The sequence below is a fragment of the Vibrio sp. FF145 genome (assembly GCF_041439075.1).
GTDB lineage: Bacteria > Pseudomonadota > Gammaproteobacteria > Enterobacterales > Vibrionaceae > Vibrio > Vibrio tasmaniensis_A.
Genome location: NZ_JBGONH010000015.1, coordinates 18,049 through 35,223, shown reverse-complemented (window position 1 = coordinate 35,223; position 17,175 = coordinate 18,049). Strand labels below are relative to the sequence as shown.

The 17,175-nt window shown below is 43.4% G+C and carries 14 protein-coding genes; 9 read left to right on the top strand and 5 right to left on the bottom strand.

Going from position 1 to position 17,175, the window contains the following annotated elements:
- Positions 1-30 precede the first annotated feature (30 nt).
- Positions 31-906, bottom strand: coding sequence for an endonuclease/exonuclease/phosphatase family protein (locus ACED42_RS07845; protein WP_135443550.1), 876 nt, complete (start codon positions 904-906; stop codon positions 31-33).
- A 301-nt stretch (positions 907-1,207) separates the two neighbouring features.
- Between ACED42_RS07845 and nrdD the strand changes: the two genes are divergently transcribed.
- Both nrdD and nrdG read left to right on the top strand, forming a co-directional pair.
- The gene (gene nrdD, locus ACED42_RS07840) at positions 1,208-3,328 is read left to right on the top strand and encodes an anaerobic ribonucleoside-triphosphate reductase (RefSeq protein WP_371702069.1); all 2,121 of its coding nucleotides are present in this window, start codon (positions 1,208-1,210) and stop codon (positions 3,326-3,328) included.
- A gap of 155 nt (positions 3,329-3,483) precedes the next feature.
- On the top strand, positions 3,484-3,954 hold the full coding sequence (gene nrdG, locus ACED42_RS07835) for an anaerobic ribonucleoside-triphosphate reductase-activating protein (protein ID WP_012600613.1): 471 nt from the start codon (positions 3,484-3,486) through the stop codon (positions 3,952-3,954).
- Positions 3,955-4,068: 114 nt separating this feature from the next.
- On the opposite strand, the gene ACED42_RS07830 is transcribed toward nrdG, so the two are convergent.
- Positions 4,069-5,496 (bottom strand): MATE family efflux transporter, encoded by a 1,428-nt coding sequence (locus ACED42_RS07830; protein WP_371702067.1) that lies wholly within the window; start codon positions 5,494-5,496, stop codon positions 4,069-4,071.
- 90 nt (positions 5,497-5,586) lie between these two features.
- On the opposite strand from ACED42_RS07830, the gene ACED42_RS07825 reads away from it, so the two are divergent.
- The 4 genes from ACED42_RS07825 to ACED42_RS07810 all read left to right on the top strand — a co-directional run bounded on the left by ACED42_RS07825 (position 5,587) and on the right by ACED42_RS07810 (position 10,461).
- Complete coding sequence (locus ACED42_RS07825; RefSeq protein WP_371702065.1) at positions 5,587-6,426, top strand: AraC family transcriptional regulator; 840 nt, start codon at positions 5,587-5,589, stop codon at positions 6,424-6,426.
- Between the two features lie 252 nt (positions 6,427-6,678).
- Complete coding sequence (locus ACED42_RS07820; protein ID WP_371702063.1) at positions 6,679-7,863, top strand: amino acid aminotransferase; 1,185 nt, start codon at positions 6,679-6,681, stop codon at positions 7,861-7,863.
- An 11-nt stretch (positions 7,864-7,874) separates the two neighbouring features.
- Complete coding sequence (locus tag ACED42_RS07815) at positions 7,875-8,561, top strand: RimK/LysX family protein (RefSeq protein WP_012600617.1); 687 nt, start codon at positions 7,875-7,877, stop codon at positions 8,559-8,561.
- Positions 8,562-8,853: 292 nt separating this feature from the next.
- Positions 8,854-10,461 carry an ABC-F family ATPase gene (locus tag ACED42_RS07810; RefSeq protein ID WP_371702061.1) on the top strand — a complete coding sequence of 536 codons (1,608 nt, stop codon included), beginning with the start codon at positions 8,854-8,856 and terminating at the stop codon, positions 10,459-10,461.
- A gap of 240 nt (positions 10,462-10,701) precedes the next feature.
- On the opposite strand, the gene ACED42_RS07805 is transcribed toward ACED42_RS07810, so the two are convergent.
- The 3 genes from ACED42_RS07805 to ACED42_RS07795 all read right to left on the bottom strand — a co-directional run bounded on the left by ACED42_RS07805 (position 10,702) and on the right by ACED42_RS07795 (position 13,929).
- Complete coding sequence (locus ACED42_RS07805) at positions 10,702-12,588, bottom strand: methyl-accepting chemotaxis protein (protein ID WP_017101870.1); 1,887 nt, start codon at positions 12,586-12,588, stop codon at positions 10,702-10,704.
- Between the two features lie 290 nt (positions 12,589-12,878).
- Positions 12,879-13,403 carry a hypothetical protein gene (locus ACED42_RS07800; protein ID WP_009845348.1) on the bottom strand — a complete coding sequence of 175 codons (525 nt, stop codon included), beginning with the start codon at positions 13,401-13,403 and terminating at the stop codon, positions 12,879-12,881.
- A gap of 112 nt (positions 13,404-13,515) precedes the next feature.
- The gene (locus ACED42_RS07795; protein WP_012600619.1) at positions 13,516-13,929 is read right to left on the bottom strand and encodes a YgiW/YdeI family stress tolerance OB fold protein; all 414 of its coding nucleotides are present in this window, start codon (positions 13,927-13,929) and stop codon (positions 13,516-13,518) included.
- Positions 13,930-14,191: 262 nt separating this feature from the next.
- Between ACED42_RS07795 and ACED42_RS07790 the strand changes: the two genes are divergently transcribed.
- The 3 genes from ACED42_RS07790 to modB are packed head-to-tail and all read left to right on the top strand — an operon-like array spanning position 14,192 to position 17,173.
- Positions 14,192-15,658: a cobyric acid synthase gene (locus ACED42_RS07790; protein ID WP_371702059.1), complete on the top strand. Its 1,467-nt coding sequence runs from the start codon at positions 14,192-14,194 to the stop codon at positions 15,656-15,658.
- Positions 15,659-15,715: 57 nt separating this feature from the next.
- On the top strand, positions 15,716-16,474 hold the full coding sequence (modA, locus tag ACED42_RS07785; protein ID WP_371702057.1) for a molybdate ABC transporter substrate-binding protein: 759 nt from the start codon (positions 15,716-15,718) through the stop codon (positions 16,472-16,474).
- Positions 16,475-17,173 carry a molybdate ABC transporter permease subunit gene (gene modB / locus ACED42_RS07780; RefSeq protein WP_017102126.1) on the top strand — a complete coding sequence of 233 codons (699 nt, stop codon included), beginning with the start codon at positions 16,475-16,477 and terminating at the stop codon, positions 17,171-17,173.
- The last annotated feature ends 2 nt before the right edge of the window (positions 17,174-17,175 follow it).

Genomic DNA, 17,175 nt, shown 5'->3' with positions numbered 1-17,175 from the left:
CAGCTATGATCTGCCGTTATCTAAAATCTACTATTTAATAGTCGTTGAAACTGGGCAATGGTCGCTAAGTTTGTAATCAAGCACATCTTGCGTTTCAAAGACCTTCTGTTTAGCAGGAGAGGCATCTAAGGATTTGCTCACTACAATATGATCAATCACAGAACGGAACTGGTGTGTGCGATGGTTATTGCGGTTTGAGCGTACCTTACAATCTGCTCGAGTTTTTCTTGTCGCCAACTGAGCATCGGCATTTTGAGTTAAGTCTTTCCACATCCAATCTCTTGAGTAAGAAAGGTTATGGTTGAAATCGCCTAATATTGCGTAATCCTGACCTTGGCGTTCTCTTTGCTGTATCCACTTATTAAGTTGTTGCGCTTGGTCTTTGAGCCTTGAACAGTCACGGTTAGATTTATACGCGCCGCTGCAACCCGCCTTTAAATGCACAGACAACATGTGAATTGGTTTTGTATCCGTTTCCACAACCATATAACTGGCAAATCTAAGCTTGCTGTTAGCGCTCGATTCGAGAGGAAAGTCAGCGTAGTCGGTGAGTATGATTCCTTTACGAACCGCGAAGCCTGTGTATTGGTTTACTTCTTTGAATTGATGGTTGCTGTTTTCTGGTAATGCTCGGTCAGACATCAATATCTTGTATTGATCGCCAGCGATGCGCTGAATGGCATTGACGTCGTCGACTTCTTGAAAGGCGACCACATCCGCATCTAAGGATTGAAAGTATTCTTCAAGTTTGTCGAAATCCGCTTGATCACGTTGGGCAGAAAACTTATTCACAGCCTCGTTGGTTGATAACCATTCGATATTCCAACTGGATATGGTCAAAGGTTCAGCAAATGTCTGGCTACTGAGTAAGCAACCTAACATTATCCAATTTTGAAGTCGTTTCATCCCAAATATCCCTAATTTTGGTGTGCAATATAGTTGAGCCGTTATCCTACAACACTTACCAAAAATTCAACTCTTTTTAGCAGTTTTTTTATTGTTACATTGTTTCTTTTCGACTTGAGATCTCACGTAATAATATTGGATTTATCTTGTTCGGCGTGCCTGTTTTATTGATCCAAATCAATACTCAATGTTGGTGGTTCTCGTTAAATACGCCACAATATCTAGTGTTAGTTAAACGATAAATCGCTCTATAGTGTGTTTGTGGATAAGTCTGTGAATACCTCAAGAGTAAGGAGAAGTGGTGAAATCAATCGTAATCAAGCGTGATGGCTCAAGAGCTCCATTCAGTAGAGATCGCATCCAAGCTGCAGTGGAAGCAGCATCAGAAAAAACCGATAAGGAAATTGCTATTTATGCTCTGAATGTGGCATTAGCAGTTGAGTTGAAGCTCGAAGACTACGATGAAGTTCATATCTCTGAAATTCAAACCATGGTCGAGAACGAGCTAATGCAGGGACCATACAAGTCTCTTGCTCGTGCCTACATTGAATATCGTCATGACCGTGACATCGCACGTGAAAAGCAAAGCGCTTTAACTCGCGAGATCGAAGGTCTGATCGAAGAAAGCAATGTTGATCTGATCAATGAGAATGCCAACAAAGACGGCAAAGTTATCCCAACTCAGCGTGATTTGCTGGCGGGGATCGTGGCTAAGCATTATGCAAAAACTCACATTTTGCCGCGTGATATCGTACAAGCTCACGAATGTGGTGACATTCACTATCACGATTTAGACTACGCACCGTTCTTCCCAATGTTTAACTGTATGCTTATCGATCTGAAAGGCATGTTAACGCATGGCTTTAAGATGGGTAACGCGGAAATCGACACACCTAAATCGATCTCTACGGCGACAGCGGTAACCGCACAGATCATCGCGCAAGTGGCAAGCCACATATACGGCGGTACAACGATTAACCGTATCGACGAGGTTCTAGAACCTTACGTAATGGCGAGTTACGAGAAGCACTTATCACTAGCGAAAGAGTGGGACATTCACAGCCCAGAAGCTTTTGCTATCTCTCGTACAGAGAAAGAGTGTTACGACGCATTCCAGTCTTTGGAGTACGAAGTAAACACGCTACATACAGCTAACGGTCAAACACCATTCGTTACGTTTGGTTTTGGTCTAGGCGAAAGCTGGGGTTCAAAACTTATCCAGCAATCTATCTTGAAGAACCGCATTGCCGGTTTGGGTAAGAACCGCAAAACAGCCGTTTTCCCTAAACTGGTATTTGCAATCAAAGATGGTTTGAACCACCAGAAACAAGATCCAAACTATGACATCAAGCAATTGGCGCTTGAGTGTGCATCTAAGCGTATGTACCCAGACATTCTTAACTACGACAAAGTGGTAGAAGTGACAGGGTCATTTAAAACGCCTATGGGCTGCCGTAGCTTCTTGAATACTTACGAAGAAAACGGTGAGTTGATTCATGAAGGCCGTAACAACTTAGGTGTTGTTAGCTTGAACTTGCCACGTATTGCTATTAACGCAAAACAAGATATGGCTAAGTTCTACGAACTGCTTGATGAAAAATTGAAGCTAGCTCGTCGCGCTCTAGAAACTCGTATTTCGCGTTTAGAAAACGTGAAAGCGCGTGTTGCTCCAATCCTATACATGGAAGGTGCCTGTGGCGTTCGTTTGAAAGCAGACGATTCTATTGCCGATATCTTCAAGAATGGCCGTGCGTCTGTTTCTCTTGGTTACATTGGCATCCATGAAGCAATGACAGCACTTTACGGCACAGACGTTCACCTGTATGACGACGGCGAAATGCGTGCTAAAGCGCTTGAGCTGGTGGAGTACATGAAGCGTGAAGTGGAATCTTGGACAAAAGAGACAGGTTACGCGTTCAGCTTATACGGTACACCAAGTGAAAACCTATGCAGCCGTTTCTGCAGCATCGATACCAAAGAGTTTGGTGTAATTGATGGTGTAACTGACCGTGGCTACTACACAAACAGCTTCCACTTAGACGTACAGAAGAAAGTGAACCCATACGACAAGATCGATTTCGAGATGCCTTATCCAGAAATCTCTAGCGGTGGTTTCATCTGTTACGGCGAATTCCCGAACATGCAGAAGAACATCGAAGCACTAGAAAACGTATGGGACTACAGTTACACACGTGTTCCTTACTACGGCACCAACACGCCAATTGATGAGTGCTACGAATGTGGCTACAACGGTGAGTTCGACTGTACAAGTAAAGGCTTTACGTGTCCTAAGTGTGGTAACCATGACTCAACCAAAGTGTCTGTAACGCGCCGCGTTTGTGGTTACCTTGGTAGCCCAGATGCACGACCATTTAACTTCGGTAAGCAAGAAGAAGTCAAACGCCGCGTGAAGCACCTTTAGTAAGCTCTAAGATCATTAGCTAGCTTACTAAGAAGAGCTACGTTTCAAGAAACAAGATTGGTATCGGCGCTATGTCGATACCAATTCTTTTATTGCAGCTCTTACAGCATTTCGCTTCAAACTATTAAGCAATAACGAGTTTTCAATACTGCCTTATGAACTACCATCAATATCACCCAATCGACGTTGTAAACGGCCCAGGAACACGCTGCACTTTGTTTGTGTCGGGCTGTGTGCACCAGTGTCGCGGGTGTTATAACCAATCGACGCAAAGGTTGGACTCAGGGCACTTGTTCACTCAAGAACTGCAAGACCACATTATCGCTGATCTGAACGATCCGCGAATCAAGCGCCGTGGTTTGTCGCTTTCTGGTGGTGATCCTCTACATCCTGCTAACGTGTCTGAAGTGCTTAAGTTGGTTCAGCGTGTAAAAGCAGAATGTGAAGGTAAAGACATCTGGATGTGGACGGGTTACGAGCTCGACGAACTGGATGAAAAGCAGAAGCAAGTACTGGAATACGTCGATACTTTGATTGATGGTCGTTTCGAGCAAGACAAAGCGGATCCGATGTTGGATTGGCGTGGTAGCTCAAACCAAATCATTCATCGATTTACTGACATATAACAGTTGTCGTGGCTTAGCACATTCGTAACACGAAAAAGGGCGTCATGGTTAGCGCAATGCAACCAATCGGCCCTTGGGTGTGAGTTCTTTTCGTTTATTCGCTTAAACTACCATTCAAGCAACGACCTGATCTGGCTCTTCTATTAAGTTGTTGATCCATTTCTTAGAGTGAATCCGCTGGCTAGTTAAAGCTATCTTCGCTAACTCTTCCAGCAGCACAATCATCAAAACCCATTCTAGCGGCCAACCCAACACCAACGCAGTAAAGTAGGCAAGGGGAATACCGATTGCCCATTGGCCAAACAGGTCGATGAAGATGCTGTAGTTGATGTCTCCACCACTTTTCAGCACTCCGCCTATACCAACCATATTGAAGACTCTTAGTACCATACCGAGTGCCATTACTAAGGTAACGTTAACGGCCGTACCTTTGAGCTCTAAGTGAGTAAGACCGATCATGTATACGATCGCGGGTTTGGCGACAAAGCACATTAACGCCAGTAAAGCAGCAAGCCCACAACTCACTAACACATAGCCCCAAGCTGTATTCTCGACACGTTGATAGTTCTTCGCACCGATCTCGTTACCTAGAATGATGGAAGCCGCAACCGCAAACCCCAAAAAAGCAGAGATCAAAATGCTTTCGACAGGCGATAACAAGGAAATGATCGCAAGTTCTCCAACCCCCATTTGGCCAACGATAACGTTGTAAATAAGAATCCCGCCCGCCCACGCAGTGTCGTGAACCAACATAGGTATGGCTATCGTGAAGTACTTCTTTCTATGCTTCGGTAATAACGCATCTCGCCAATTGCTTAACGTCGGGAATAGGTGCGGATAATGTTTTCTTGCCATAACAAGCAATGCAATGGTTTGACAGAATCGAGATACCGTGGTGCCAATAGCCGCACCAACCACACCCAGTTCTGGAAACCCAAACAAGCCGAAGATCAATAGGGCGTTTAGAATTGCATTGACGATGATTGCCCAGATACTGATTTTGGTGGGCAGCTTGGCTTCGCCCACAGAACGAAGTGCACTCTCTAGCGGCACAACTACAGCGGTACCAATAAGGCTGGCTCCTGTTATCCAAAGGTAATCCGTTGCCAAGCGGACGTAATCAGGGTCTGAGGCCACCACAGACACGACTGATTCAGGAGCCAATGTATAGATGAACACAAAGGGCATGATGGCAAAGATCGAAAGTGCCCATGATTGCGCTAGTGTACGTCGAATTCCGTTGAAATCACCGGCACCAAAATATTGCGAAGCTAGCACGCTCACAGCTCCACTAATCCCCGATACCATGATCAAGTTGAAGAAGAAGATACGGTTGCCAACGCCAACCGCGGCGGTTGCAGAATCACCAAGCTGATTGACCATAAAAATATCGACCACGCCAAGCAGTGAAAACAACATGGTTTGCAACGAGACTGGTAAACCGATGTGCAATAATTTTTGCCAAAATTCTTTGTCTAAATGACGATATGTCGAGAGCATCGCATTTCCCCGGTAGTGATTATGCGAGAAGTTTATCGGCATTTGTTTTCGCTGTATTCTTCATACTCATCACAAACTTTTGCCAAACTATCCACTTTGATAAGTTGGCCAATTGAATGAGTTAGCAGTGATATGAGTGATAAACAAGAACGGTATGAGATCTCTGAAAACACGCATCAAGAGTTTGTCGACCAAAGCCATGTATTGGCATTCGAAGAGCTCGGTATCGTTCAGTGTGGTACGGCGTCGTGCCGAGACTTCTTTTCGGTGTATCGGAAAAACCAACAAAAACACATGTTGCTGTATACCGTGAGAGGAAAGGGTTGGTTAGAAAGTGGGGCGTGTCGCTACATTCTAGAGCCAGGGTCGTGTATTACCGTGCCTGCGGGCATTGAGAATGGATTCGGGATTGAAGAAGAAACATGGCAAATTGCATGGATCTTTCTCTCGCCAGATAAAAAATGGGAGGGTGTCGTGAGTGATGAAGTTAACTACACGCTTTCGCCAGCAGCTGAGGTGGTGTCGTCCTGCATTCATACGTTGTTGAGAAGCATTGCCTTACCCATAGATTTGGGTGGAGCGATTGCGATTCACAGCGTAGCCCAAATAGAGTTCATGATTAATGCGCCGGTTCCGCAGCAGCAATCACGAAATTTGATTCGCTTAAGGCGCGTATTCGACAACGTACAAAAACAGTTGCACAAAGAGTGGAATGTTCATGAACTCGCGAGCTTATTCCCGTGCTCAGAGCCACACTTCCATCGTTTGTGTCAGCGCTATTACTCACACAGCCCAATGACTCATATTATGCGTATGAGAATGGAATACGCTGCGCGGCTACTTAGATCGAGTGATTGGTCGATTCAACACATTGGTGAGATAGTAGGATATCCAAATGCCGCTAACTTTAGCACTCGGTTTAAAGCGTGGTCAGGAATGACACCAAGACAATTCAAACAAAGTGCACAATAGCGATCTTAATAGGGAGCATAGAAACATAAGACACATAGAAGCATAAGATACCTGGACATACAGCGCTTTGAATTGTGCAATAGGTTATTAGGTGTTTGAAATTTGCACTGTTTATCCGTTTGAAATGACCAATCTCTAATTACTTCTGATTACTTATGGTAACTAAGCGCTTCTATTAAAAAATGTTTCTGATTTGTCTACGATAATGTTAACGTGAAACTCATACTTGAATTTCAAAGGGTTGTGACTTTCATGTTTTCACATCTACCAAAACCAACTTTAGATCCAATTCTATCTCTCTCTGTCGCTTACCGCGGCGATACTCGTACTGATAAAGTCGACTTAGGCATTGGCGTTTACAAAAACGACCAAGGTGAAACACCGATCATGAAAGCCGTCTCTAAGGCTCAAGATATCGTTGTTGAAACACAGAAAACCAAAGCTTATGTTGGCCTAGCAGGCTGTGAAGAGTTTAATCAGAGCATGGTTGATCTGTTGCTTAAAGGGACTTCTGCAATAGGTCGCGTTGCTGCGATTCAAACACCAGGTGCAAGTGGTGCACTTCGCATGTTGGGTGACTTGATGAAAGTCTCTCAACCAGACACAACGGTTTGGATTTCAAACCCAAGCTACGTTAACCATAGACCGGTGATGGAAGCGGCGGGCTTAAAAGTTAGATACTACAATTACTTCAGTCCTGAAACGAAGCAAGTTGATACTGCAAGAATGTTGGATGACCTTTCAAAAGCAGGTCCATCAGACGTGGTACTTCTTCACGGTTGCTGTCATAACCCAACGGGTGCTGACATTGATTTTGAAGCGTGGCAGGAAATTACTAAGTTATCGCAAAAGAATGGTTTCTTACCGTTTGTTGATATTGCCTACCAAGGCTTTGGTGATGGCCTAGAAGAAGACGCAAAAGGTCTTCAACATATGGCGAACAACGTAGAAGAGATGTTGATTACGACGTCATGTTCGAAAAACTTCGGTTTGTACCGTGAAAGAACGGGTGCCGCGATTGTTATCGGTAAGAACAGCGAACACGTAGGCAATGCTAAAGGTAAGCTACTGACACTGGCTCGTTCAACTTACACAATGCCGCCAGATCATGGTGCCGCGTTGGTTAAAACAATTCTTCAGAATCAAGAGCTAACGACGATTTGGAAACAAGAGTTGAGTGAAATGCAGCAACGTTTGTTAAATCTGCGCAAAAGTTTATGTGATGAATTGCGAAATACTTACAACACGTCACAATTTGACTTCATCGAAAGCCATAAAGGCATGTTTAGTGTACTAGGCTTTAAAGAAACTCAAATGAATCAACTACGTGAAGAATATGGAGTCTATGGTGTTGGTGATGGACGCATCAATATCGCGGGCCTTTCTGAATCCCATATTCCTTATGTGGCTAAAGCGATAGCCAACGTTTCAAAATAGAAGGTGACTGAATGTATAATTGGAAAGCGATTGTAGTCTTAATGCTAAGTGGTGGCCTGTTTGCTTGTTCGACGACGACTCAAGTTCCTGTCGAGCCAGAGCAAAAGCCTCAAGTAGAACAACCTGTTGTGGATGACTCTTCTAAGACTGACACAACGGAAGGCGAGAAAGTAACGGAACCTACAGAGAAGCCTGAAGAAGTAAAACCAACGGAACCAGAAGCGAAACCAAAGCCTGAACAAAAACCGACTGCAAAACCAACCAAGACAAGCGATGGCAAACTGATTCTTGGCGAAGAGGAGTGGGTGTTTGTTCCTGGTCTTAAAGAAGCGTTTAAAGCACGAGTTGATACAGGTGCAACAACATCATCAATCAGTGCCGTTGATATTGTTGATTTCGAACGTGACGGTAAAGATTGGGTTAAGTTCAAAATTGAACATGACGGCATCACAACTGAAGAGATCAGCTTGCCGGTAGAGCGTTGGGTTAAGATCAAGCAGTCGAGCGCGGAAGGTACACAACGACGTGCTGTTGTTGTCGCTTCAATTCAAATCGGCGATCTAAAAGATAAGACTGAGTTTACGCTAGCAGATCGAACGCACCTTTCTTTCCCAATTCTGTTGGGGAGAAGCTTCTTTAGAGATGTTGCCGTTGTCGATGTTGGTCAAAAATACGTTCAGAAAAAAGTAACTAAATAGCGTCAATCGGTATTCATTCGAATTAGAGTCTGATGCTTTTATTGATGAGAAATGAAATCCCTACTAATGGAATTAGTGGGGATTTTTTCTTTTTATGATGTAATAACCGACGAAATACACTTTATTGTGCGTTGTTCTTCATTCGTTCACTGTTTAACCTCGACAATGTGATCCTGATCTCTATATAATCCGCGCTTCGTTTTATGTTTAATCCATACTTTCGTACTTCTTATTTTGGCTGATTGAAATAGCCAAATAATTATCTGTCAGTACACGCTTAGGAATTAGTTCTTTGATATCTACCGCGAACATCACAATGCAATTTGGCGCAGAGCCGCTCTTTGAAAACATCTCTGCTAAATTTGGTAACGGAAACCGTTATGGTTTGATCGGCGCCAATGGTTGCGGAAAATCAACGTTCATGAAAATCCTAAGTGGCGCATTGACGCCAAGTTCGGGCAACGTTTCGATCACTCCTGGAGAAAAACTGGGTGTGCTAAGCCAAGATCAGTTCGCTTTTGAACAGTACAGCGTTATCGATGTAGTAATCATGGGTGACAAAAAACTGTGGGAAGTAAAACAAGAACGTGACCGTATTTACTCTTTGCCAGAAATGAGCGAAGACGATGGTATGAAAGTCGCTGAGCTTGAAAGTGAATTCGCGGAAATGGATGGTTACACAGCAGAAAGCCGCGCTGGTGATATCCTAATCCAAGCGGGTATTGAAGAAGAGTTTCACTTCGGCCTGATGCAACAAGTTGCTCCGGGTTGGAAACTACGTGTGCTATTGGCACAGGCACTGTTTGCAAACCCAGATATCCTGCTTCTTGATGAACCAACCAACAACTTGGACATTCACACGATTAACTGGCTTGCTGAAGAGCTAAACCAGCGTAAATGTACAATGATCATCATTTCGCACGATAGACACTTCCTTAACTCTGTATGTACACATATGGCGGATATCGACTACGGCGAGCTACGTGTTTACCCGGGTAACTACGAGTACTTCTTAGAAGCGTCGGGTTTGATTCGTGACCAACTTTTAGCGAGCAATGCTAAGAAAGCGGCTGAGATCAGCGAACTTCAAGATTTCGTAAACCGTTTTGGTGCGAACGCTTCTAAAGCGAAACAAGCAAGTTCTCGCGCTAAGAAGATGGACAAGATCACGCTTGATGAAGTGAAATCATCTAGCCGTATGAGCCCATCCATTGATTTTGGTGAAGGCAAGAAACTACACCGTCAAGCGCTTGAACTTAAAGAGCTTGGTCACGGCTTCGATGGCGAAACACTGTTTTCTGGTGGTAACTTGCTGCTTGAAGCGGGTACACGTCTTGCCGTTATCGGAGAGAACGGTGTGGGTAAAACAACACTATTGAAATGCCTAGTTCAAGAGCTAGAGCAAAACGAAGGTATCGTTAAATGGTCTGAAAACGCATCAGTAGGCTACTGCCCACAAGATAGCACGTCTGACTTTGATAACGATCTGAGTATCTTCGATTGGATCTCACAATGGCGTACAGTGAAGCACGATGACCTTATGGTACGTGGTATTCTAGGTCGTCTATTGTTTACTGCTGATGATGCGAACAAGAAAGCGCGTAACTGTTCTGGTGGAGAGAAGAACCGTCTGTTATTCGGCAAGCTAATGATGCAAGACATCAACGTGCTTGTGATGGACGAACCAACGAACCACATGGACATGGAAGCAATCCAAGCCCTGAACGACGCATTGAAGGTTTACACGGGGACGCTTATCTTTGTAAGCCATGACCGTGAGTTCGTTTCTTCGCTAGCAACACACATCATTGATGTAAAAGACCAACAATTAGTGAGCTTCCAAGGTACTTATGAAGAGTACTTGGATCATCAGAAAAAGATGCTGATGGTTAGCTTATAACAGTCTTAGTTGGTCTATAACCGTATTGGTTGACCTATAGTTGCATTAGTAATTAGGTAAACGGCTAACAGCTAACTGTTTATTTGCTGACTATAATAAGAAAGTAATAAGAATAAAAAAGCCCCCGAAACTGAATAGTGGTCGGGGGCTTTTTGTCGTTCTGATGTTGGTTCTAATTTTAAACGCGGTTAAAAAAATTGTTTAACCGCGCCCAAGAACGAGAACGAATTATCCGTACGTCTAGTATTTAAACAATTGAACTTGAGTATTCAACTGTTGAGCAATACCGCGCAACTCTTCAGACAAGTGACGAGAGTTATCAGCCTCAGTAGACATGTTTTCTGATACATCATTAACCAACTGAATATTCTTACTGACTTCACCGGTAACCGATCTTTGCTCAGAAGCAGCATTCGAGATATGTGAAGCCATCTCCGAGATCTGTTGAATCGATGTCGCGATCTCTTCCAGTGCAATAGTCGCATTGTTTGCATCATCGACACTTGATTGCGCCAAATCTTGGCTACGTTGCATTGATTCAACCGCACTGACGCTGTTTTTCTGAAGAGTCTCGATCATTTCGCGTATCTCGTCTGTAGAACTGTGAGTACGTTGAGAAAGAACACGAACTTCATCTGCCACAACCGCAAAACCGCGACCTTGTTCACCCGCACGTGCTGCTTCAATCGCTGCGTTTAAGGCCAATAGGTTAGTTTGTTCTGCAATATCAGAAATGGTTGATAGAATAGTGTTGATGTCTAACGCATTTTTCTCAACTTCTTGAATGATTCCTGAAGCGTTCTCAACTTGTTGAGCAAGGCTAGTGATCGAATCTTGGTTACGAATGATGACTTGCTTACCTTGTTCACAATTCTCTGTTGAACTGATCGCTGAATCAGCCGTCATTTGCGCGTTGTTTGCTACTTCTTCTGCTGTTGCCGACATTTCATGTACGGCTGTAGCAATCTGAGAAATTTCGTGAAGTTGGACTGATAGACCTTCACTTGTTTGACGAGCGACATTGGTACTAATTTCAGATTGCTGATTAAGCTGGTTTGAAGAGCCCGCAATATCACGCACTATCTCTTGAAGTTTTGCTATGAATGCGTTGACGTGATGCGCTAGAGTGCCAATCTCGTCTTTACTATGAACAGTCATACGCTGTGTTAAGTCGCCGTCACCTTTGGACAATGCTTCCATTGCCGAGCTTAGTGTCGTTAATGGCGACAGTGCTTTCTTGATGATAAACATCGCAACAAATGCGATTACAGCAAGTTGTATTAGACCAAATATTACCGACTGACGAACTAATGAATAGTAAGAAGCAAAAGAGTGATCTTTATCTATAACAACAGTGAAGTACCAGTCTGTATGAGGAACTTTCTGAGCAGAAAGAAGGGAGTCGGTACCTTTAATGGTTAACTCTTCAAATTCTGGATTTTGCGCAAGTGATTTGATTTTCTGAGCAGAAAGGTTGTTTGAAATATTAGAAACAGGCTTTAGCGTTAGGCCACGGTCTCTATGGGCAACAATGTTACCTTTACCATCGACAAGAAAAGCGTAAACACCAGGTTGCTCGATACTTACAATATCATTAATGAGGGTGTTTAAGTTCAGGTCTGCACCAATAACACCAGAGAAACCGTTGGTATTGAATGGGCTTGCAATTGTTACCACTAGGTCATTCGTAGCTACATCAACATAGGGTTCAGTGACGACTGTTTGACCTGCCGCCATAGGCGCTTTGTACCAATCTCGAGTACGTGGGTCGTAGTCTTGCGGTACTGGCAAATCACCACCTAGAAGAAAGCGACCGTCAGAAAGCCCTGCGTAGGCAATTTGAAACTTACCGGCACTTGTACTTTGAGTTAAATAGCTGGTTGGGTCATCGGTAAAAGTAAATGAATTTTTCGCTGCATTTACAACGTTAATTCGGCCTTCAATCCATTTTTCTATACCCGATACCGTTGTATCAGTTAGTGTATTTGAATATTGCTGAATGGAACGATAGGTTTCGTTAAGAAGTTGCTTACCTGTTACATAAGTCTGAATCATAGTCATTGCGAAAATAATGACAACAAACATCAATGTTAATTTGTTCTTGATTGAAATATTGCTAACACCCATTTACGGTACTTCACTCTATTAGAAATTTGGAAGAGAGTAGCAGTACGCCGTATTACCGTAAAGATATTTTATTACTGATTTTTATCAATAAATGAATAGTATAAAAATGAGTTATAAACGGAAGTGACGAGAAAGGGTGATTTTCGAGGATTTTAAGCTAAATGTTTAGTTTTTAGTTGCAAAATCAGACATTAAGGCCAATAGGTCACGAGACTATTAGCCTTTAAGTTACCGTTTAAACAATCGAATTTAACATTTGCTCACTGATGGATCATAAGTGTTGAATAGACTTAAAAGCCAAATCGAGCTGACATTAAGAATTGGTGGCCGTAAGTACCGTTATTTCGAAGGTCAATACCTACTGAAAGCTGTTCTGTTGAGTGGAAGCGAGCCCCTACACCGACAATTGAACTCGTGTCGTCGCTGTCTACGAGTTGACCAAGGCGGGCGTTAACTTCAATGTTTGCCAGCAACCAAGCTCTTAAACCAATATTGATTTCAGTTTTAATGTGGTTACCATCATTACGTTCGATGTTGTGCAGTAACATCTGTCCAGTAATATCAGCCAACTGATTAATTGGGCCGTTGAACCCCATACCTACAGCCGCATCCCAATCCCCTTCAAATTCAGAATCGATTCGAGCAACAAAGTGTGAGTTTTGAGTGAACATTGTTGTGACTTCGCCACCAAATGTACTAGGGCTAATACCTGTGCGTAGCTCAAATGTATTGTAGTTAAAGTTGTTTGCATACGCAGAGAATGAACACAGTGTAACCAACCCCAAAAGGACCGTCTTGTTTGCGCTACCTAGCATGGTGACTCCATATTAATTATATTTTTCGGCATTATAATGCAAAAAAGCCTGCAATATGCAGGCCATTTGTTATAAATCATGTCTTTGAAGTCGACGGTACGGAGTTCGTATCTTACAAAACTTGAATATGATCTACTTCGATCTCTGGCGTTTTACCACCTTCGTATTCGCCAAATATACGAACTTTTGTATCTGCGGTGAGCGGTTGCGCTAGAAGGATATCGTCATCCAGTTCGATCTGAATTTCACTCTGACCATCAGAGAATACGAACGTATCGTTCTTTAGTTGACGAACAATCTTGCCATCTACGATTGCTTCTTGCTCTGCGAACATGCTGGTGTCTGCTAGTAGAGTCGCAACTGAAACGGTTTCAATCGGTCCCGTGTACGCAATAGCGCTCTGATGCTTGTGGTTACTGTCGCTATTGTTGTGATTACTGTTACTGTCGCTGTGATGGTCACTAGCCATTGCGAAAGTAGGAGCGAGGATAATAGTAGATGCGATAGCTAATACAGTTTTTTTCATGGTGAATCCCTTAATGTTGTTTTTATTAGAAACGTTTTTCTTAATTTGAAACGTTTCTTTTCGTGAGTGCGCTTATTTTGTTTGTAAGCTTCGTTTCGATGGAGCTATTAAACAACACTGGGGTTGAATCCAGAGTGAGTAACACATTCATTTTCCATTCATTTTATTGAGCATCTACACGACAATGACGTTAAGATGGAGGCAGAGAAATATTGCCCACAGCTATAAATTGAAAATTAAGAAATAAAGGATTTAAGTACAGATGCGATCACCGTTAAACGCCCTTATGGTTCAAGGGACAACGTCAGATGCCGGAAAAAGTGTTTTGGTGGCAGGTTTATGCCGTGTTTTGGCAAGGAAAGGCATCAAAGTGGCACCTTTTAAGCCTCAAAATATGGCGCTAAATAGCGCAGTGACAAAAGATGGTGGCGAAATTGGTCGTGCTCAAGCGGTTCAGGCACAAGCTTGTAATATTGAGCCTACCGTCCATATGAATCCTGTATTGCTAAAACCCAATTCAGATACGGGTGCGCAAGTGATTCTACAAGGAAGAGCACTGACGAATATGGAAGCGACCGGATATCACGACTACAAGAAAGTTGCGATGAATTCGGTTATCGATTCGTTTGATCGACTTTCTGAAGAATACCAAAGCGTGATGATTGAAGGTGCGGGCAGTCCCGCAGAGATAAATCTTCGAGAAAACGATATCGCGAACATGGGCTTTGCTGAAAAGGCAGACATCCCAGTGATCATCGTTGCTGATATTGATCGTGGCGGCGTTTTTGCACACCTCTACGGCACATTAGCTCTATTATCTGAATCTGAACAAGCGCGCGTAAAAGGCTTTGTGATAAACCGTTTTAGAGGCGATATTGCGTTACTTCAATCTGGTTTAGATTGGCTAGAAGAGAAAACAGGTAAGCCTGTGATAGGGGTTTTGCCTTATCTGCATGGTTTTAACTTAGAGGCGGAGGATGCGATAACCTCAGCCCAAGAGTCTGATGGAGAAGCTAAACTTAAGGTTGTAGTGCCAGTACTAACTCGAATCAGTAACCATACAGACTTTGACGCTCTGCGACTTAACCCGTCGATTGATTTACGTTACGTAGGCAAAGGCGAGCGCCTGAACAACGCTGATTTGATTGTATTGCCGGGAACAAAATCGGTAAGAGCCGATTTGGAATACCTAAAACAGCAAGGTTGGGATAAAGATATTCAGCGTCATCTTCGATTGGGCGGGAAAGTGATGGGTATTTGTGGCGGTTATCAGATGCTAGGGAATATCATCCACGACCCAGATGGCGTTGAAGGGAAATCTGGAAGCAGTGAAGGGTTGGGGTATCTTGATACTGAAACGACACTAACACAGCAGAAAACTTTAACCAATGTGTGTGGAACCATGACACTTGATGGCAAAACTGCACAAGTAAAAGGGTATGAAATCCACGTAGGTAGGACTGATGTCAATGAAACGGTATTACCGGTTCAGTTAGAATCTGGCAGTGTTGATGGTGCTGTGAATCAAGATAACTCAATTTTTGGTACTTACCTGCATGGCGTATTCGATAACAGTGGTGCATTGTCGCTTATTTGCGAATGGGCAGGTGCTAATGATGTGACAGCGATTGACCATGAACAGCTTAAAGAGTTGGGTATCAATCGAATCGCTGATGCCATCGAAGATCACTTGAACCTTGACCTGCTTTGGCCTGAATTAACAGCTTAGGCCGTAACTTAGAAGTTAGCTCAAGAATTTAAACGAACAATAGATTAAATGAGAATAATGAAAAAACGAGTCATCCTTTTAATTATCGTCTTAGTTTCAGCACTGAGTTCTACTCATCTTTTGGCTGCTGAAAAACTACGAGTTTATGCTGCATCGTCGATGACGAACGCGGTTAACTTGTTGGTTGAAGAGTTTGAGAAAGATCATTCTGTCGATGTTATTCAAGTGTATGCGAGCACGTCGTCTTTGGTGCGCCAAATTGAACGAGGTGCGCCAGCAGACATTTTTATCTCGGCAAACGAAAAATGGATGACGCATTTAGTCGATCGCCAATTGGTTGCTAGTGACAATGTCACAAACTTGTGCGAAAACGAACTCGTGTTAATTTCCCCGAAAGAGACGCCAATATCTTTGGACCTCTCAAGCGGTGACCAATGGGCTAAACTTCTAATGAATGAAAGACTTGCAGTTGGCAACACCATGTCGGTTCCTGCGGGTATCTATGCGAAAGAAGCGCTAGAAACGTTAGGTGTATGGGACGATGTGAAGACTCGATTGGCACCAAGTAACAATGTACGTATGGCATTGGCTTTGGTAGAGCGTAGTGAAGCTAAGCTTGGCATTGTTTACAAAACAGATGCATTGCTATCTAAAGAAGTGAACCTAGTGTCGACGTTCCCATCAGATTTACATACGCCAATACGTTACCCTGTAGCGAAATTGAGCGATAAAGTCGTCGCAGAACAGTTCTATACTTTCCTAAAGAGCGAAAAAGCGAAGGACACCTTGAACAGTTTTGGATTTGAAGTGCGTTAAATGATGTATCTATCGGAATACGAATACCAAGCCTTAATGCTGAGCTTGAAAGTCGCTGGTTTTGCCATCTTGTGGCTTATTCCAATCGGCATCGGCTTGGCATGGTTGCTTGCTAAGAAACAATTTGTGGGCAAAAGCATTGTAGAAAGTATTGTCCATTTGCCTTTGGTGCTTCCACCCGTGGTTATTGGTTATTTGTTGCTAGTGATGATGGGCAGACAAGGCGTTATTGGCTCTTGGCTTAATGACGTGTTTGGTATTGTATTCAGCTTTAGTTGGAAGGGCGCTGCTCTAGCGTGTGTGGTCGTAGCGTTGCCTCTGATGGTACGTTCTATACGACTGAGCTTAGAAACCGTAGACAGTAAACTTGAAGAGGCCGCAGCTACATTGGGCGCTTCACCGCTTCGTGTGTTCTTCACTATTACATTACCGCTGATGATCCCAGGGATCATTACTGGCACCATGCTTTCATTCGCAAGAAGTCTGGGTGAATTTGGTGCGACCATCAGCTTCGTTTCCAATATCCCTGGAGAAACTCAAACTATTCCTTTAGCCATGTATACCTTTATTGAAACCCCTGGAGCTGAAATGGAAGCGGCTCGTTTGTGTGTCATTTCTATTGTGATCGCACTGAGTTCACTGATGCTTTCTGAATGGCTCAACAAAAAGTCAGCAAAACGTTTGGGGGGTAACGCATGAGT